The following is a 17,786-nucleotide window of genomic DNA, read 5'->3' as shown; positions in this document are numbered from 1 at the left end:
CCGCCCCGGTCGTCGCCGGCCGCTGGCTCTTGTCCGGCGACGCGCATGCGGCGATCATGGAATCTCGACGACTCGTTCTGCGAAAGGCCCCCGTGCGCAAGCTCGTGTACTTCATCGCGTCCACCCTCGACGGATACATAGCCGGACCGGACGGCGCCGACCCGACCGGCCCGGACGGCTTCTGGCCGATCCCCGAGGAGTACGTCCGGCACCTCGTGGAGAAGTACCCGGAGACGCTGCCCGGCCCGGCCCGTGCCGCACTGTCCGTCACCGACCCGGGCAGCCGTTTCGACACGGTCCTCGAAGGGCGGCGTTCCTACGAGCTCGGCCTGCGGGTCGGGGTGACCGACGCCTATCCGCACCTGCGCCATCTGGTGTTCTCACGGACGATCGGCGAGAGCCCGGACCCGGCGGTGGAGATCGTCGCGGACGATCCGGTGGAGGTCGTACGGGAGTTGAAGCGGCAGGACGGGAAGGACATCTGGCTGCTGGGCGGGGCCGAGCTGGCCGCTTCGCTGTACTCCGAGATCGACGGGATGATCGTGAAGCTGAGCCCGATGACCATCGGTTCCGGGATCCCGCTCTTCTCCGGCGGGGCTCCCTTCGATCCCCGCGCCTGGGACCTCACCGACCACACCGTGCTGAAGTCCGGGGCGGTCTTCCTCACGTACGCCCGCGCGGCGGCAGCCACCGCGTAGCACGAGGTCCCGGGTGGTCCGGGGCGGAATCCCCGTGGCCGTGCGGCGGGCCGTACGGGTATCGTCCGGCACCCGGACGGCCCGCCCCGAGGCCCCAACCCGCGGAAGGATCCGTTTCATGACCGGCGCGCGAGCGACGACGACCCTGTGGCGCCCGACCGGCCCGGAGGAGCTGGAGCTGGTCCGGGAGTCGGGCTGGCGTGCCTGGCCGCCCCGCCTGCCCGAGCAGCCCCTCTTCTATCCGGTCCTCGACGAGGAGTACGCGATCATGATCGCGCGGGACTGGAACGTGAAGCACAGCGGAGCCGGGTTCGTGACGCGTTTCGAGGTCGATTCGGAGTTCCTGCGGCGCTATCCGGTACGTCAGGCCGGCGGGCGGACCATCCTCGAACTGTGGGTCCCGGCGGACGAGCTCGACGACTTCAACGCCCACATCGTCGGCGGGATCCAGGTGGTCCACACCTTCCGGTAGCGGCGGGGCGCCGCCTCACCCCGTACAGGTCCGGGCGCCCGTGCGAGGATCGCGGCGTGAACGAGCCACGCCTCCGCCTCGCCGACGCGTCCGACGCCGTCGCTCTGGTCCGGCTCCGCGACGGGGCCGCCCGTTGGATGCTCGACCGGGGCATCACCGGCCAGTGGCGCCCCGGCGAGCTCGGCGAGGACCATTTCCGCCGGGTCATGACGAGCGGTGAGGTCTGGGTCGCCGAGGACCGGGGCCGGCTGTTCGGGGCCTGGGAACTGTGGTGGGCGGACGAGGACGCCTGGGGGCCGCAGCCGCCGGTGGCCGGATATGTGCACCGGCTGATGGTCGACCGCGACAACGCCCCCGCGGGAGCGGGCCGGAGGCTGCTGCGGGCCGCCGAGCGGCGAGTGGCCGAGGCGGGGAGGACGCGCGTCCGCCTCGACTGCCTGGCCACCAACGCGCGCCTGACCGCCTACTACCTGGCCGAGGGGTACCGGGCCGTCGGCCACAAGGCGGGCAAGCCGCAGCCGGGCGGCGCGCCCAAGTCGTTCACGCTTCTGGAGAAGACCCTGCGGCCGGGGAGACCGCCGGAGGCGGACCGCCGCGCCTGACCGTCCCGGTCACCCCTGGGGCGGCCGTCCGTCCGGGCGGCCCGTGCGGGACCAGGTGAGCCCTTCGAGCCGCTCGATGCTCTGGTTGAACTCGATGAGCAGGGTGACGAACTCCTCGGTCCGCTCCTGGGTCCACCCCGAGATCTCGATGAGGCGGTCCGCCCCGGCGCGGCTGACGGCGCGGTCCGCCGCCAGTCGTTCCAGGCCGAGCGCGGTGGGACGGAACTTGCGGGCCACTCCGCCGTCGGGGTCGGGGATGCGTTCCACCAGCCCGTTCCGGAGCATGGCGCTGACCTGCCGGTTGATGGTGGAGACATCGACCTGGAAGGTGAGCGCCAGCTCCTTGAGCGTGAGCGGCTCGCCGACTTCCAGCCGGGTGAGCAGCACATACGCCGAACGCTCCAGGCTCTGGCCCGCACGGGGGCCCCGGGCGGCGATGAAGTGCCGGGAGAGCAGGGTCAGCTCCCGCTCCAGATCGCTCAGCCGGGACTCTTGCTCACTCATCGCTCGACCCTCTCCCACCATTGGTTCCCCGCCATCATCGCGCATGGCCGCACCGCTCCCGAGGCCGCCACCCAAGATGTTTGTGCACAGTGCACACAATGTGTACTGTGCACAATGCGGGTGGCGCGGCATTCCCCGCCGGGCACCGGCAGAACCACCGGCACGACGAAAGGATCAGGGCCATGGAACGCCTCAAGGACAAGGTGGCGGTCATCACCGGCGCGGGCAGCGGCATCGGGCGGGCCGCCGCCGAGCTGATGGGCCGGGAGGGCGCCCGGGTCGTGGTCGCCGACCACCACGGGCAGAGCGCGGAGGAGACCGCCGCCCTCGTCGAGGCCGCGGGCGGCCGGGCGCTGCCGGTCACCGTCGACGTCACCGACGAGGGTTCGGTCGCGGACATGGTCGCCGCGGCCGTCGCCGAGTTCGGCGGGCTGCACGTCCTGTGCAACCACGTCGGCGGCACCAACCCGCGCAAGGACCTGGACCTGCTCCGCATGGACATGGACGAGTTCGACCGGGCCGTCACCCTCAACATGCGCAGCACCCTTCTCGGCTCCCGGCACGCGGTCCCCCACATGATCAGCGCCGGTGGCGGGTCGATCATCAACACCGCGTCCGTGGCCGCACTCGTCGGCGACGTCCTGCAGACCTCGTACGGCGCCGTGAAGGCCGCGGTGGTCAGCATGACGAAGTCGATCGCCGTCCAGTACGGACCGCGGGGCATCCGCTGCAACGCGGTGGCCCCCGGCGCGGTGATGACCCCCGCCCTGGAGAACAACCTGCCCGAGGACGTCATCGCGGCACTGAAGAAGGGCAACGCGCTTCCCTACCTGGGGGCCCCCGAGGACATCGGGCACACCATGGTCTTCCTCGCCTCCGACGAGTCCCGCTACCTCACCGGCCAACTCCTGGTCGTCGACGGCGGCATGACCATGCAGTCCTCCGCCGCCCCCGGACGACGGGCCATGCTTCCGGGATAAGGTCGGTGCCGGGCAGCCGGTTCCACGCGGGCGGTGCGGGGTTCTCCCGTACCGCCCAAATAATTTTGCACACCACGCAAAAATGCATAGCATGCACGTCATGACCTCCGCCGACCCGTCTCTCGGGCTGCGTGAACGCAAGAAGCGTGCCACGCGCAGAGCCCTCGCGGACACGGCGCTGCGCATGGCCGCGGAACGCGGCATCGACGAGGTGACCGTGGAAGCGGTCACCGACGCGGTCGGCGTATCCGTCCGAACCTTCTTCAACTACTTCCCGTGCCTGGAGGAAGCGATCACCCGCCCCCTCCAGGAGGACGCCGAACGGGTCCGCCGGGCCGTGCTCACCGCACCGTCCGACTTCACCGTGCTCCAGGCCCTGCGCGAGGCCATCGCCCAGGAACTCGCCCACATCGAAGAGGACCACGAACGCTGGGAGCTCCAGATGGCGGTGGTGCGGAAGAGCCCGTCGCTGCTCCCCCGGTTCCTGGCCGCCCAGGGCGCGGACGAACGGGCGCTGGTCGCCGTCGTCGCCGAACGGCTCGGTCAGGACCCCGAGTCCGACCTCCGCCCCCGGCTCGTCGCCCATGTGGCGATCGCCGCCGTACGCGCCTCCGTCGAGCTCTGGGTGGCCTCGGGACGCACCCGCACGTTCCAGAGCATCTACCACGAGGCGTTCACCGCACTGGCCGCGGGCCTGAACGACTGACCCATGCGCGGAGCCCCACCGGGATTCCGCCACCGAGAACCACCTGAATCCAGAGAATGAGGAACGCCGGCCGATGAGCGCTGCCGCCACTCCCGAAGAACAGATAGCCGGTGCGCCCGAGGCGGCGCCATCGGCCATGTCACGCCGTCAGATACTCCAGGCCATGTCGGGCCTGATGGCCGGTATGTTCGTGGCCATCCTGGCCTCGACCGTGGTCTCCAACGCCCTTCCGAGGATCATCGCCGACCTGAACGGCAGCCAGTCCTCGTACACCTGGGTGGTCACCGCCGAGCTGCTGGCGATGACGGCGACCGTCCCGATCTGGGGCAAGCTGTCCGACCTCTACGACAAGAAGCTGCTCATCCAGCTGTCGCTCTCGATGTTCGTCGTCGGCTCGCTGGTGGCCGGCTTCTCGCACAGCGTCGGCCTGCTGATCGTGAGCCGTGTGGTGCAGGGCATCGGCGCGGGCGGCCTCACGGCGCTCGCCCAGGTCGTGATGGCGGCGATCATCCCGCCGCGTGAACTCGGCCGCTACTCCGGCATCTTCGGTGCCGTGTTCGCCGTCGGCACCGTCGCGGGCCCGCTGATCGGCGGTGTGCTCGTGGACACCTCCTGGCTCGGCTGGCGCTGGTGCTTCTTCATCGGGGTGCCGTTCGCTCTGCTCGCGATCGTGCTGCTCCAGCTGACGCTGAAGCTGCCCACGGTCCGCCGCGAGGTGAAGATCGACTATCTCGGTGCCGTGCTCATCATGAGCGGCGTCAGCGCGCTGCTGCTCTGGGTGACCCTCGCGGGCAACCGCTTCGACTGGGCCTCGTGGCAGACCGCCGCCCTGGTCGGCGCCGGTGTCGTTCTGCTGGCCGTCGCGGTGCTGGTCGAGTCCAAGGTCCAGGAACCGATCATTCCGCTGGACATCTTCCGCAACCGCACGGTGACGCTGACGACTGTGGCGAGCATGCTCGTCGGTGTGGCCATGTTCGGCGGCACCGTCTTCCTCTCGCAGTACTTCCAGATCTCGCTGGGCAAGACGCCGACCATCGCCGGTCTGATGAGCCTGCCGATGATCCTCGGTCTGATGATCTCGACGACCGTCGCCGGTCAGATCATCTCCTCCCGGGGCAAGTGGAAGGGCTTCCTCATCGCGGGCGGCATCATCATGACCGCGGGCATGGGCCTGCTCTCCACGATCAGCGCGGACTCCTCCTTCGGACTGCTCAGCGTCTACATGGTCGTCCTCGGCGTGGGCGTCGGCATGCTGATGCAGAACCTGGTGCTGGCCGCCCAGAACGACGTGCCCGCCTCGGAGCTGGGCGCGGCGACCTCGGTCCTGTCGTTCTTCCGCAGCCTCGGTGGCGCGATCGGTACGAGCGCCCTCGGCGCCGTGCTCGGCAACCGGGTGGCGAGCGAGCTGGAGAAGGGCTTCGGCGGCGCGGCGGCCGGCGGCGGCTCCGGCCACTCCGTCCCCGACCTGAGCAAGCTGCCCGAACCGGCCCGGCACATCGTCGAGCAGGCGTACGGGGTCGCGACCGCCGAGGTCTTCCTGGTCGGCGCGCCGTTCGCCTTCCTCGCCCTGATCGCGGTGCTGTTCATCAAGGAGAAGCCGCTCAAGACGCAGAGCGGCATGCAGCGGCTCGCGGAGGAGAAGGCCGCGGCCGAGGCGAGCTGAGCCACCGGCTCCCGGTGGCAGGGGCCCGGCCGCCGTGACGGGGCGGGCTCTTCCGGACACGTGCGACACGGCGTCCGGAAGAGCCCGTGCCGGACACGGCGGCCGGGCCTTCGCCGTACCCCCGGATCCGGGACCCGTCGTGGCTGCCGGGCCCGGGCCCTGTCCCACCCGCGCGGCTCCGGGCCCGTCGTTCCCGCGCGGATCCGGGTCAGTCGTCGTGCGGCACCGGCCACACGGCCGGCCGGGTACCGCCGCCGGGCCGCTTGGCGGCCGCGCGGTTGCCGACCAGCGTCCTGCGGATCCGCGCGGCGGTCGCGCGTGCGTGCTCCGAGGTGGCGACCGTCTCGGCGGTGGCCGGGACGAAGCGGTGGGCCGGCTGCTGGCAGTACGGGCAGGGCGCGCCGTCGGTGAGGAGGTAGCCGTCCTCGCAGGCCCTGTTCCCGCACCGGCCGGGGCTCACCAGGGCCTCGGCGATCTCCTGCGGCGCCCAGCGGCGACGGTTCTCCTCGTCGCGTTCGTGGATGGCGTGGGACCAGCGGTTGCTCCAGCGGCGCTCGACGCGGTCGAGGAGCTGGGCGGCCGTGCGGTGCTCCAGCTCGCCGTACAGGATGTCGGGGAGGGTGCGCGGCACCCGGTGTCCGAGGGCCTGGAGCAGCGGTGCGGGGAAGCCCTGCAGGACGAAGCCGATCGGGTCGCCCCCCGGGCGCTGCTTCCACTGCCGGCACTCGCAGGCACCGATGTCGGGCAGGGGCTTGCGGCAGTTCGCGCAGAGACCGCGGCAGTCGGAACAGATCCCGTCGTGCAGCCCGTCCAGGTATGGGGCCGGGGCCCTGCCGCACTCCCGGCAGCAGGCGGCGCACGGACCGCACAGCCGTTCGCTGCCCTGCTGCGTCGTCCAGCTCCGCTGCTGGCAGCGGCAGCACAGGACGGTGTTGCAGTGGTCGCTGTGCTCGCCGTTGTGCCGGCCGAGTGGGGCGAAGGACATGGCGCATCCTCTTCTCGGGTGGTACTCCCTCCACCCTAAGGGCTGTCCCGGGCCCTCCACGCATGCGGAAGGAGCGGGCGCCGTACGCCTGGTACCGCTGGGGCGGGAGCACTCGGGCCTGCGCGTCGGCCACGACCACCCTTGCCGCACAGCTGCTTCCTGCCCCAGCGGCACGCCCAGCCTGCCGCACGGGCCGCCCCAGGGACCCGCGCCGAATCGCGCATCGGTACACGTATCTGTGCGGCCCCCGCGCCCACCCCGTCGGCGTCGGCATACGTACCGGCGGCGCGCCCGGCTACGTACGGGGGCAGGGCTCCAGCACCGAGGCGATCTCCGTGCGTGAGTCGATGGCGAGTTTGGTGAGGATCCGTTCGACATGGGTGTCCGCGGTCCGCTTGGAGATCACCAGGTGCTCGGCCACCTCCCGGTTGGAGAGCCCGCGCGCGACGAGGACGGCGACCTCCCGTTCCCGGGGGGTGAGCAGATCGGCCGCCGCGGGCTCCGGCCGGGCGCGGGGCACGGTCCGCCGGGGCGAGGGCGGCCGGTCGGTGTCCGAGCGCACCGCCGCCAGGATCTCGGTCCCCGACAGCCGCGCCCCGACGCCGTGCCAGCGCTCGTACTCCGCGTCCCCCAGCGCGTCCCGTACGGCGCTCCGGGTCGTCTCCTGCTGTTCCAGCACGGCCGCGAGCATGGCCACCGGATCCCCGCTGAGCCGGCGCGCCCCTTCCGCGTATCCCAGCAGCCAGGCCGCCCGGACATGGCGCTGCGCCAGGGCCGCGTGCCAGGACAGGCCCAGGCAGCAGAGCGCCGCGACCAGCACGTCGCCGATCTCGCTGATGGCCTCCAGGGACTCCCTCAGCACCTCGGCGGCCTCGTCGTGGCGTCCGGCGAGCCAGAGGATGAGCCCCTGGGCCATCAGCGTGGAGCCGTAGAACTGCCGGTCGCCGGTGCCCTCCAGATGGGCCAGCCCCCAGGCGCACAGCTCCAGGGCCCCGTCGGTGTGCCCGAGCGCGGCCCGCAGCAGCGCGCCCTCGTAATGGACCATGCTGATGCCCAGCAGGTCGCCCACTGCGACGATCTGGCGGCGGCCCTGCTCCATGTCGGCGAGCCCTTCCTCGATCTCGCCGCACAGGGCCCGCATCGCGCCGTTGTACGCCTCGGTGAAGAGCGCGACGCGCTGCTCGTCGCAGTTCAGCGCCGACTCCCGGGCCCACCGGAAGAGGTCCGGCGCCTCGTCGAGAGCGGCGGTCCAGGTCGCGAACACACCGGTCATGAAGAGGCCCCAGGCCCGCTCCGAGCAGTCCTCCGGCACCAGGGCGAGGCCCTTGTCGATCCAGTACCGCCCCTCCGACAGCGTGCCGCTGGCCCGCCAGTGGGGAGCGAGCCAGACGGCGAGGACCAGCCCGTCCGCCGCGCCGCCCTCCGTCGAGAAGGCGTACTTCATCGCGGCCCGGATGTCGGCGATCTGGCCGCGCACCGCCCGGTGCAGTTCGGCCTGGGCGGGAGTGATCAGCTCCTCCCACATCCGGCGGGCCGTCTCGCGATGGTGCTCGAAGTGGCGTTCGCGTACGTCGGTCGCGGTGCGGTCCTCGTCGAGGCGCTCGGCCCCGTACTCACGGATCGTGTCCAGCAGCCGGTAGCGCGCCCCGTCCTCCCCGACGCGCTGCACCACCGACTTGTCGACCAGCCCGAAGAGCGCTTCCAGCACGGCGTCGGCCGGGAGCCGGTCGCCGCCGCCCACCCGCTCGGCGGCGGACAGCTCGAAGGGGCCGGCGAAGACGGACAGCCGCGCCCAGAGGAGGCGCTCCGCCGGGGTGCAGAGCTCGTAGGACCAGCCGATCGTGGTCCGCAGGGTCTGGTGGCGGGCGCAGGCGGCGCGCTGGCCGCCGGTGAAGACCTCGAACCGGCGGTCCAGCCGGGCCACCAGCTCCGCCAGCGGCGCGACCCGCAGGCGCACGGCGGCCAGTTCGAGGGCGAGCGGGATCCGGTCGAGCCGCTCCACGAGCGAGAGCACCTGGTCCCGGTTGGCATCGGTGACGGCCCAGCCGGGCAGCACCCGGGCGGCCCGCTGGGTGAACAGTTCCACGGCGTCGTCCACGCCGAGCGGGGCGATCGCCATCGTCCGCTCGTCGACGACGTCGAGGGGCTGCCGGCTGGTGGCCAGGACGCACACCTCGGCCGCCTCCCTCAGCAGGACGTCGCAGAGCACGGCGCAGGCGTCGACCAGGTGCTCGCAGGTGTCGAGCACGACGAGGAGCCGCTGTCCCCTGATGTGGGAGACCACCGCGTCCAGCGATCCCATCCCGGCGTGCTCCGGCACCTCCAGCACGGTGGCCAGCGTCTCCGGCACCAGCTCCGGATCGGACAGGGCCGACAGCTCGACCAGCCACACCCCGTCCGGGAACCGGTCCCGCAGGCCCTCCGCCGCGCGCAGGGCGGTGCGGCTCTTTCCGACGCCGCCCGGCCCCACGAGGGTGACGAGCCGCGCCTCCTGGAACGCCTCCCGGATCAGCGCGACCTCCTCGGTCCGCCCGACGAAACTGGTCCGCTCGGCGGGGGGCTGCCCGCTGCGCCGCTGCCCGAAGCCGAATCCCATGGGGCCCCCGTGATGCTCAGGTGCCTCGCCTCTTCGCGAAGCATCAGCACAGTGTAGATGCGCGACTGCGGAGCGTTGCCGGGGCGCGGAACGGCGTACGGGGGTCGTGCGGAGTTCCGGGTATCCTGCGCCCGGCGCCGGTCGGCAACCCGGCGACCGGCGACCGGTCAGAGCGCGAAGCTCTCGGTGTGTATGCGGGTCCGGGGCACCCCGGCCTGTACGAGTGCCGCGGTCGCCGCGACGGTCATGCCGTTCGGACCGCAGAGGTAGACGTCGCGCCGGGCCAGGTCGGGGACCAGGCTCCGCAGCGTCTGCGGTGCCAGTGGGTTGAACGAGGCGTCGGAGCGGCCGAGCAGGTAGTGCAGCCGCGCCTGACGGTGGGCGGCGATCGCCTCCAGTTCCTCGCGCAGCACCAACTGGTCCTCGCTGCCGGCCCGGTAGAGCAGGGTGATGTCGCCGGGGCCGCCGGGCAGGGTCTCGAAGAGGGCCCGTATCGGTGTGATGCCCACACCGCCCGCGAGCAGGAGGACCCTTCGCCGTTTGCGCCGGTGGGCCGTCATGGCTCCGAAGGGGCCCGTGGCCAGCACCCGGGTGCCCGGCCTGAGCCTGCGGATGCGGCGGGTGTGGTTGCCGACCGCCTTGACCGTGATCCGCAGCCGGTCGTCCCGGACGGGCGCGGAGAGCGAGAAGGGCAGCGCCGAGTGCCAGATCCGCCGTTGCAGGAACCGCCATCGGAAGAACTGGCCTGCCTCCGCGGCGAGTTCGTCGAGCCCCTCGCCCCGCATCACGACCGAGAACACCTCGGGCCCCTCCGCCCGGACCTCCACAACACGCAGATCGTGCCGGAGTGCCTGCCGCACCGGGACGACGATCCGGTACCGGACCAGCAGCACCAGCACGGTGAGGTGCAGCAGCGCCCACATCCACCACGCGCAGGCGTTGACCGCGACGTCCGGGCCGGTCATCTGGTGCGCGACGCCGAGCGCCGCGCCCAGGTAGGTGAGCAGATGGACCGCCCGCCAGGTCTCGTGCCGGATCCGGCCCCGTACCGCGTGGGCGGAGACCGCGCCGACCGCGCACAGCAGCACGAGCCCTGCCCCGGCGAGCGCCAGTTGCGTACGGCCCAGCATCCGCAGCGCGGACGTCAGCAGGTCGTGCCCGTCGCGGGCGGCGGAACCGCACACCGCGAGCAGGGTGTGCCCCAGGCACAGCAGCACCACCCAGCGCCCGCCCCACGCGTGCCACCGGGCCAGTCTGTCGGCACCCACCCCGTGTTCCACGGCGGGCACCCGCGCCATCAGGAAGAACATGACGAGCGCGCCGTACCCGGCGAGCAGACCGGTCACATGGGCGAGGTCCGCGAGGAGTTCGCCGAGCCGGGCCGTCGGCCGGACGTTCACGGCCCACAGGGCCAGGACCCACCCGCCTCCCGTGGCCACCCCCGCCAGCAGCGCCTTCGGAGACATCCGCCAGGGACCGGCCCATCGGTCGCCGGTGGCGAGGGCCCGCTTCACCACCCTGGCCGGACGCACGAGGTACGAGCGCACGGGCCGCTCGCGGTGCCTGGTCCGCGGGGGCGCCGTGCGGGCCGGCCGGCGCACGGCGTGCCGCGGGCCCGGTATCACGTCGAGGGGCGTCGACGCGGTGCGCGAGGCGCGCCCCCGGCCCGCCGGGGCGCCTGCCGGCCGCACGGTGGAGGATTTCGCACTGGATTGGACACGGTCCCGTATTTCCACGGGATCGAACCTAGCGGCTCGAATTTCCGGAAAAGACTTCCTGTTCCCCTTGCGGAAAATCCTTAAGGTTCTCTTGAGCCTCGCTTCCGGGGCGAATAAGAATCACCTCGACCAGTGCGCCCCATGGGCCGTCGCACCCTCAAATCCGCTGGCACCGAACGGACTTCGACCATCCGAATCGGATATCGTCGGCATTCGGCGGCCGATGGCCCGCCGGGCATTTCCCCTTGTGTCGTCCACGATCCCCCTCGCTCCCTCGGGCCCGCGAAAGAACGCCGGCCGGGAACCGGAGGCAGCGATCCGGCACATGACACCGGACCAGAGAACAAGGAAAGTCATGCACGACTCGATCGGGCCTCTTCCCTGTGCGCGTTCACGCCGCAGGTCTCCGAAGGCCGTCGTATGACGGGGCCGCTGCCCGAGGGCGGGCGCGCCGCGCGCCGGAAGGCCGCGAAGCGGAGCGGCAGACACACCGCCGCACCGTCCCCGAAACGCGGCGCACGCCGGCACGCCTCGCCCCGGTCCCGCGCCCCGCTGGCCTCCCCCGCTGTCCCGCCGCCGCCCATGACCCGCGTCGAGGCCCGGCGCGCGGCCCGGGCGCGGAAGCCGGGCGCCGCCACGGTGGCAGGCCGGGTGGGTGGTGAGGTCCTCATCACCACGGGGGCGCTGATGCTCCTCTTCACCTCGTACCAGCTGTGGTGGTCGAACGTGCGGGCCCACAGCATCACGGGGAGCGCCCGTCACGAGCTGGAGCGCTCCTGGGCGCACAGCGGCGGCGGACCGGACGCGTTCGAGCCCGGCCAGGGCTTCGCGATCCTGCACATCCCCAAGCTGGACGTGGTCGTGCCGATCGCGGAAGGCATCGACAAGACCCGGGTCCTGGACCGCGGCATGGTCGGCCACTACGACAAGGACAGCATCCCCACCTCGATGCCGGGGGCGAAGGCGGGGAACTTCGGAGTCGCCGGGCACCGCAACACCCACGGGGAGCCGTTCCGCTACATCAACCACCTGCGGCCGGGGGACCCGATCGTCGTCGAGACGCGGGACACGTACTACGTCTACAAGATGGCGAGCATCCTGCCCCGGACCACGCCAAAGAACATCGCCGTACTGGATCCGGTGCCCGCCGGTTCGGGCTTCACCGCGCCGGGCCGCTACATCACGCTGACGACCTGCACACCGGAGTTCACGAGCACGTACCGGATGATCGTCTGGGGCAGACTCGCCGAGGAACGGCCGCGCGCCGAGGGTGAACCGGCGGAGATCCAGGAACGGTGAGGCGCCGCGGGCGCGGTGCGGAACGCGTCGCGCGGCTGCCGGTTCTCCGGCAGCCGCGCGTGGTCCGTTCCTCGGGGCCCGGACCGGTCCGGGCGGGCGGTCAGGCGGTCGACTGGTGGGGGCCGGGCACCGTCACGAGCTGCGCGGGCTGTACGGATACGGCCCCGGCTCCGATCATGGCGGCCTGGGCGGCCCGCCCGCGCACCGCCGTCCTCGGGGCCGTGAGCGCCGGGGGTTCCTCCGGCGAGGGGGTGCCGTACGGGCCGGGGAGGACCGGACGGTCCTGGATCGCCTCGTACCCGGTCGGTGTCTCCGCCGCGGGTTCGGGCCAGTAGACCGGCGCCGGGACCAGTCCGGGAGCGCCCTCGACACCGGCGGGGGTGAGTTCGGACCGGCCCCAGGGCTCGGCGCCGACGGGCTCGCCCCATTCCTGGCCGGCCATCGAGGCGTGCCGGCCGCCCGGGGCCGGGCGTGCGGCCGGGGTCGCGGAGCCGTCCGGGCAGGCGGTGCGGGTGCCGGTCTGCGGGGCGGGGGCCGTTCCCCGGGCCCGTCGGGGGCGCGCGGCCTCGCCGTCGGGGGCGTAGCTCCGCGTGTTCTCCGCGGCGGTCGCGACGACGCCTTCGGCGGGGCGTCCCCGGCGGCGCCCGGACGCTCCCGGGCCGGTGCGGACGGGCGTCCGCGCGCTGTCCGGGAGGGGGTCCGGAACCGCCCGGCGGGCGTGCCGGCGCCCGGTCCCGCCGATGACCGCGACCTCCGCGGCGGGCCGGACCGGCCCCGCGTCGTCCCGGTGGGCGGGCGACGGCGCCCCGGGGCTCCGCCCGGAGGGCGGGTAGGGGATGTCCATGACATGGACGCCTCCGCCCGTCCCCGGTACCTCACGGGTGCGGACCGTACCGCCGTGCGCACCGACGATGCCGTGGACGAGGGCCTGGTGGACCGGGTCGCCGCCGGGGTGCGGTCCGCGCACCTCGACGCGTACCGCGTCACCGCGCGGGGCGGGCTCGACCGTGATCGCGACCAGCGGGTCGGGGTGGCCGGCGTCCGTGGCGCCGATGCCCGCGACGTCGGCGATGAGATGCGCGAGCGCGGTGGCGAGGCGTTCCGGGTCGGCCTCCGCCTCCACCGGCGGGGTGTTCACCTGGAAACGGAGGCGGCCGGGGCCGGCCAGTTCGACGGCGCGGTCGATACCGGCGTCGACGACCCGGTCGAGCAGTACGCGGCTCCGGCGCAGTCCCTCCGCGCCCGTGTCGGACCGCTGATGGCCGAGGACGTCGTCGATCAGGGCGGCCGCCCGGGTGTATCCGGACACCAGGTGGTTCAGGAGCCGGTGTGCCTCCGGCCAGAGGTGGACGGCCTCGTCGGCCGCCAGTGTGCGGAGTTCCGCGGTCAGCTCCGCCAGGGTTCCGTGCAGGGCTCCGTCGAGTGCCGCCGTGAGCTGGGTGTTGCGGGCGGTCAGCGCGGCGAGCCGGTCCCGGTGCCGGTCCAGTTCGGCGCCGTGCCGCTCGGTCAGTTCGGCCAGTTCGGCCTCGTGCTCCTGTACGAGCCGCTCGTACGGGCGCTGGTCGGTGAAGGTGAGGACGGCCCCGACGAGCCGGCCGCCCTCACGGACCGGGGCGGTCGCGATGTCGACCGGGACGCGGGTGCCGTCCCGGGTCCAGAGGACCTGCTCGCGGACCCGGTGCGCGCGGCCGGACCTGAGCGTGTCGGCGAGGGGCGACTCCTCGTACGGGTAGGACTCGCCGTCCGTCCGCGAGTGCAGGATCAGTGAGTGGAGGTCCTGGCCGCCGAGTTGACCGGCCCGGTATCCCAGGAGCCGTGCCGCCGCCGGGTTGACCAGGACGACCCGGCCCTCGATGTCCGTCCCGACGACGCCTTCCGAGGCGGCCCGCAGGACCATCTCCAACTGTTCGTGCGAGCGGTTCAGTTCGCCTTCGGTGTCGATGGTGCCGGTGAGGTCCCGCATCACGAGCAGGAGCAGCCGTTCGCCGGCGTGGTCGTACGGACCTCGGCTCCCGCCCCGGCCGTCCAGGTGGACGCCGGTGACCTCCGCGGCGAACTCGCTCCCGTCGGCGCGTCGTGCGGTCATCCGCTCGGGTGCGGTGCGGAACGGGCCTTCGACGTCCTCGGGGAGCGGGACCGAGCCGGGGAGGGACCGCGGGTCGAAGCCGGGCAGCAGGTCGAACAGCCCACGGCCCACGAGCACGGCACCGGGCGTCTCGAACATGCCGAGCGCCGTGGTGTTGGCGTTGACGATGGTGCCGTTGCCGTTCACGATCACGAGGCCATCGGGGAGGGCATCGACGATGGCCGCGAGGTGGTCGGCTCCTCGGGACGGTCGGTTGTTCACGACGGCGCTTCCTTCCTTGACTGTCCGGCCCCGCCTTGTCGGTTCCCCGGGGCATGTCGTCGAACCGCCGCCTGCCGGGCGGTGTCTGGCACGCCCCGGGCCCGACGGCTTCCGGCCGGCCGGAGTGCGGGCGGATGGGGGCTGTTGACTACGGCGGCCGGCCCGGGCGGCACCGGGCTGTTCGGGCCGCCACGGTGCCGAACTGCTCCCCCCGGCACACGACCGCCGGGGGGACGGGAGAGGGGTCAGCGGCCGGCCGCGGTCGAACGGCGTCGGCCGACGGCGAACACCGCGGTCGCGCCGGCGGCCAGGACCGCCGCCCCCGCGACGGCGATGTAGCGGGTGGAGCCGTCGCCACCGGTCTCGGCGAGCGTGGTGTGCGGGGACCCCTCGGCGGCGCTGTCGACCCGGGGCTCGTCGGCACCGGCCGGTGTCTCGGCGGCGCCCTGCGCGGTGCCGGCCCCGGTGGAGGCCGGGGCGGCCGCTCCGTGACCGTCGTGGCCCTGGTGCTGGACGGAGGACTTGGCGGCGCCCTGCTCGATCTCCTTCTCGGTCGGCGCGGAGGCGGTGGGTGCGGCTGCGCCGCCCTTGGCGCCGCCGCCGAAGACGACGTCCGAGCAGGTGTAGAAGGCCTCCGGGGAGTCGGAGCGCTGCCAGATCGAGTAGATGAGATGGCGCCCGGACCTCGCGGGGACATTGCCCTGGAACACGTAGTCGCCGTTCTCCATCCGGGGGTCGGCGACCTTCACGAAGGGCTGGGCCTCCAGGTCCGACCACTTCAGCGGCTTCGACGGGTCGTAGGAGTCCTTGGTGATGTACAGCTCGAAGGAACCCTTGTGCGGGGCGGTTCCCTTGTAGTGGAAGGTGTGGGCGCCCGCCGCCATCTTCGTGGACGGCCAGTCGGTACGCGGCAGATCCAGGCCCCGGTACTTGTCGTTGGCGGCGCTGCACAGCTTGCCGTCGGGGATGATCTGCTTCGACTTCCCGGCCGCGTTCGCGATGTTGACCGCGTTCCAGTCGTAGAACGCCTGCTTGCCACTGGCGGCGATCGCCGCCTTGCACGCCGCGGACGTCGGCGATTCCACGCCCTCCGCGTAGCAGGCGGAAACCCGGCTGACCGGGTCCGTCATCGAACCGTGGGCCGATGCGGGAACGCTCGACAGCGCGGCCAGAACCAGTGAGGCGGCGCCTGCGGCGGTGCACGCGGCGGCCTTGCGGCGAAGGGTCATGGGGAAGAACTCCTCAGGAATGACGACGTCCGGGAGCAGGCCGGCGGGGCGGCCTTTTCGGCTCGATGCCTCCGCGGCCCGGCGATCAGCAACCTAACCCCGAAAAACGCGTCGGCCGCCCTTCCCGAGCACCGGCGGGCCATTCTTATGGATGCCTTAAGGCATACCTCAGGTTGTGCTCACACAGACCCCGGATTGGTCCGGACCGATTCCCCCGGAAGGGGCTCGCGCACCGCCCGATGTACCTCTTCCTCCCGTGTTTTCCGGTGAGTTGGGCACCACCGGTAACGATTCCGGCTCGCTAGCCTTATCCCAGCCCTATGACCGGCATTCCCCGGGAACGGAGTTCCTAGGATTCCCGTGTACCCGGGTGGCGCAACAAGCCCCGCCCGCGTCCGTACGTATGCCGCAGGCATCCACCGCGCCCCTTCATCGACCAACGGCGCGGATCGGCCTGCTTTCGAGGGGAATTCCATGTTTTCTGTCTTCAGACGCGGCGCCGCCCGTCTGGCCGCCGTCTCCCTGGCCTCGGGTCTGCTCGCGACGGGGGCCATGGCCCTCGCCGGTCCCGCCGCGGCCGACGAGAGCCACCTGGGCACGGGCGGTGCCACCGCGAAGCTCGGCGGCCTGACCGACTACGGGCCGGTCAATATCGAGGAGAAGGACGGGAGCAAGTGGTCCGTCGGACGCGCGGGCCTGTTCGAGATGCGGACCGGGCAGGGGGGCACGCTCTCGACCTACTGCATCGACCTGCGCACCGGGGCCCGGCAGGACTTCCACTACAAGGAGGTCGGCTGGGACCAGTCCTCCCTGCACGACAACGGCGACGCCGGGAAGATCCTCTGGGTCCTGGAGAACTCCTACCCCAAGGTCGCGGTGGCCGACCTGGCCAAGAAGGTCGGCGCCAAGAACCTCGACGCGAACGACGCCGCCGCGGGGACCCAGGCCGCCATCTGGCACTTCTCGGACCGGGTGACGGCCACCCCCACGGACCCCGACGCCAAACTGCTGACCGACTACCTGCTCGGCCGGGCCGAGAGCCTCCAGGAGCCGAAGGAGTCCCTGGCGCTCTCCCCCGCCTCCGTCGCGGGCAGGTCCGGTGACCGCGTGGGTCCGGTCACCGTCGCCACGAACGCGTCGACCGTCTCCCTCGCGCTCGCTCCCGGCGCCCCGGCCGGTGTGCGGATCGTCGACGCGGACGGCAGGCCCGTGGAGAACGCCGCCAACGGCGACCGGGTCTTCCTGGACGTCCCCGCCGGTACCCCCGACGGATCGGCCGAACTGACCGCCCGGGCCACCACCGGGGTTCCGCTCGGCCGCGCCTTCGTCAGCACGGACGGCCCCAGCCAGACCCTCGTCCTGGCCGGGTCCAGCGATGCCGCCGTCACCGCCAAGGCGTCCGCGTCCTGGGCGAAGAAGGGGGCCGTCCCCGCCGTCACCGCCGCCACCGACTGCGCGAAGGGCGGCGTCGACGTCACCGCCACCAACCAGGGTGACGAGCCGTGGACCTTCACTCTCAAGGGCGCGCGGTACACCGTCGCCCCCGGTGGCACGAAGACCGTGACGGTTCCGGTCGCCGAGGACGCCTCGTACGACCTCACCGTCACCGGCCCGAACGGCTTCGAGGAGACCTTCCGGGGCGTCCTCGACTGCAGGACGGCCGCTCCCGGCACCAAGCCGTCGACGGCCCCCTCCGCCACACCCGCCCCCACCGCGTCCGCGGACCAGGTCACCGGTTCCACGACCGGCGGCGGCGACCTCGCCGAGACCGGCGGTTCCAGCGCCACCCCGATGATCGCCGGCGCCGCCGCCCTGCTCGTCGTGGTCGGCGGCGGCGCGGTGTTCCTCCTCCGCAGGAGGAGCGCGAGCGGCCGGTGAGCCACCGGCGCGGCTGACGGCCGTCGTCGGACGACGGCACGGAACGCGCAGGTCGCGGCCCCGGAGCGAATGGTCGCTCCGGGGCCACGCCCCCATTCCGGGAGGGGCT

14 protein-coding genes are annotated in these 17,786 nt (G+C 72.6%); 8 read left to right on the top strand and 6 right to left on the bottom strand.

Going from position 1 to position 17,786, the window contains the following annotated elements; all coding sequences use genetic code 11:
* The first annotated feature begins 92 nt into the window (after positions 1 to 92).
* The 3 genes from ACF08W_RS16920 to ACF08W_RS16910 all read left to right on the top strand — a co-directional run bounded on the left by ACF08W_RS16920 (position 93) and on the right by ACF08W_RS16910 (position 1,772).
* A complete protein-coding gene (locus ACF08W_RS16920; RefSeq protein ID WP_385212250.1) occupies positions 93 to 698 on the top strand; it encodes a dihydrofolate reductase family protein in 606 nt (201 codons plus the stop codon).
* Positions 699 to 816: 118 nt separating this feature from the next.
* Positions 817 to 1,170 carry a hypothetical protein gene (locus ACF08W_RS16915; RefSeq protein WP_385212252.1) on the top strand — a complete coding sequence of 118 codons (354 nt, stop codon included), beginning with the start codon at positions 817 to 819 and terminating at the stop codon, positions 1,168 to 1,170.
* 56 nt (positions 1,171 to 1,226) lie between these two features.
* Entirely contained in the window at positions 1,227 to 1,772 is a 546-nt protein-coding gene (locus ACF08W_RS16910; protein WP_392279693.1) for a GNAT family N-acetyltransferase, read from the top strand.
* 9 nt (positions 1,773 to 1,781) lie between these two features.
* Here ACF08W_RS16910 and ACF08W_RS16905 read toward each other — a convergent pair whose 3' ends face one another.
* A complete protein-coding gene (locus ACF08W_RS16905) occupies positions 1,782 to 2,276 on the bottom strand; it encodes a MarR family winged helix-turn-helix transcriptional regulator (protein WP_352278729.1) in 495 nt (164 codons plus the stop codon).
* A gap of 182 nt (positions 2,277 to 2,458) precedes the next feature.
* Here ACF08W_RS16905 and ACF08W_RS16900 point away from each other — a divergent pair, with 182 nt between their 5' ends.
* From ACF08W_RS16900 to ACF08W_RS16890, 3 genes are all read left to right on the top strand, one after another.
* Positions 2,459 to 3,256 carry an SDR family NAD(P)-dependent oxidoreductase gene (locus ACF08W_RS16900; protein WP_392279692.1) on the top strand — a complete coding sequence of 266 codons (798 nt, stop codon included), beginning with the start codon at positions 2,459 to 2,461 and terminating at the stop codon, positions 3,254 to 3,256.
* A gap of 100 nt (positions 3,257 to 3,356) precedes the next feature.
* Positions 3,357 to 3,962 (top strand): TetR family transcriptional regulator, encoded by a 606-nt coding sequence (locus ACF08W_RS16895; protein WP_392279691.1) that lies wholly within the window; start codon positions 3,357 to 3,359, stop codon positions 3,960 to 3,962.
* Positions 3,963 to 4,035: 73 nt separating this feature from the next.
* On the top strand, positions 4,036 to 5,625 hold the full coding sequence (locus ACF08W_RS16890) for an MDR family MFS transporter (protein WP_385212260.1): 1,590 nt from the start codon (positions 4,036 to 4,038) through the stop codon (positions 5,623 to 5,625).
* A gap of 208 nt (positions 5,626 to 5,833) precedes the next feature.
* Here ACF08W_RS16890 and ACF08W_RS16885 read toward each other — a convergent pair whose 3' ends face one another.
* From ACF08W_RS16885 to ACF08W_RS16875, 3 genes are all read right to left on the bottom strand, one after another.
* Positions 5,834 to 6,610 (bottom strand): hypothetical protein, encoded by a 777-nt coding sequence (locus ACF08W_RS16885; RefSeq protein WP_352278736.1) that lies wholly within the window; start codon positions 6,608 to 6,610, stop codon positions 5,834 to 5,836.
* A 295-nt stretch (positions 6,611 to 6,905) separates the two neighbouring features.
* A complete protein-coding gene (locus ACF08W_RS16880; RefSeq protein WP_385212264.1) occupies positions 6,906 to 9,206 on the bottom strand; it encodes a LuxR C-terminal-related transcriptional regulator in 2,301 nt (766 codons plus the stop codon).
* Positions 9,207 to 9,373: 167 nt separating this feature from the next.
* Entirely contained in the window at positions 9,374 to 10,753 is a 1,380-nt protein-coding gene (locus tag ACF08W_RS16875; RefSeq protein WP_385212266.1) for a ferric reductase-like transmembrane domain-containing protein, read from the bottom strand.
* Between the two features lie 312 nt (positions 10,754 to 11,065).
* Here ACF08W_RS16875 and ACF08W_RS16870 point away from each other — a divergent pair, with 312 nt between their 5' ends.
* Entirely contained in the window at positions 11,066 to 12,223 is a 1,158-nt protein-coding gene (locus ACF08W_RS16870; protein ID WP_392279690.1) for a class E sortase, read from the top strand.
* A 100-nt stretch (positions 12,224 to 12,323) separates the two neighbouring features.
* Here the strand turns inward: ACF08W_RS16870 and ACF08W_RS16865 are convergent, their stop codons facing one another.
* Positions 12,324 to 14,570, bottom strand: coding sequence for a PAS domain-containing protein (locus ACF08W_RS16865; protein WP_392279689.1), 2,247 nt, complete (start codon positions 14,568 to 14,570; stop codon positions 12,324 to 12,326).
* A gap of 245 nt (positions 14,571 to 14,815) precedes the next feature.
* Positions 14,816 to 15,799, bottom strand: a complete 984-nt coding sequence (locus ACF08W_RS16860) for a lytic polysaccharide monooxygenase (RefSeq protein ID WP_392279688.1) — start codon at positions 15,797 to 15,799, stop codon at positions 14,816 to 14,818.
* 474 nt (positions 15,800 to 16,273) lie between these two features.
* Between ACF08W_RS16860 and ACF08W_RS16855 the strand changes: the two genes are divergently transcribed.
* On the top strand, positions 16,274 to 17,677 hold the full coding sequence (locus ACF08W_RS16855; protein ID WP_392279687.1) for an LAETG motif-containing sortase-dependent surface protein: 1,404 nt from the start codon (positions 16,274 to 16,276) through the stop codon (positions 17,675 to 17,677).
* The last annotated feature ends 109 nt before the right edge of the window (positions 17,678 to 17,786 follow it).

It is taken from the genome of Streptomyces sp. NPDC015144, assembly GCF_043079735.1.
Lineage (GTDB): Bacteria > Actinomycetota > Actinomycetes > Streptomycetales > Streptomycetaceae > Streptomyces.
The sequence above is the reverse complement of the archived record's forward strand: the minus strand, read 5'-3'. Positions and strand labels throughout refer to the sequence as shown.

Bases quoted from the DNA above. Each gene is read 5' to 3' on its own strand.
- ACF08W_RS16915 (WP_385212252.1), top strand. From the start codon at position 817: ATGACCGGCGCGCGAGCGACGACGACCCTGTGGCGCCCGACCGGCCCG.
- ACF08W_RS16905 (WP_352278729.1), bottom strand. From the start codon at position 2,276: ATGAGTGAGCAAGAGTCCCGGCTGAGCGATCTGGAGCGGGAGCTGACC.
- ACF08W_RS16900 (WP_392279692.1), top strand. From the start codon at position 2,459: ATGGAACGCCTCAAGGACAAGGTGGCGGTCATCACCGGCGCGGGCAGC.
- ACF08W_RS16895 (WP_392279691.1), top strand. From the start codon at position 3,357: ATGACCTCCGCCGACCCGTCTCTCGGGCTGCGTGAACGCAAGAAGCGT.
- ACF08W_RS16890 (WP_385212260.1), top strand. From the start codon at position 4,036: ATGAGCGCTGCCGCCACTCCCGAAGAACAGATAGCCGGTGCGCCCGAG.
- ACF08W_RS16885 (WP_352278736.1), bottom strand. From the start codon at position 6,610: ATGTCCTTCGCCCCACTCGGCCGGCACAACGGCGAGCACAGCGACCAC.
- ACF08W_RS16880 (WP_385212264.1), bottom strand. From the start codon at position 9,206: ATGGGATTCGGCTTCGGGCAGCGGCGCAGCGGGCAGCCCCCCGCCGAG.
- ACF08W_RS16870 (WP_392279690.1), top strand. From the start codon at position 11,066: ATGGGCCGTCGCACCCTCAAATCCGCTGGCACCGAACGGACTTCGACC.
- ACF08W_RS16860 (WP_392279688.1), bottom strand. From the start codon at position 15,799: ATGACCCTTCGCCGCAAGGCCGCCGCGTGCACCGCCGCAGGCGCCGCC.
- ACF08W_RS16855 (WP_392279687.1), top strand. From the start codon at position 16,274: ATGTTTTCTGTCTTCAGACGCGGCGCCGCCCGTCTGGCCGCCGTCTCC.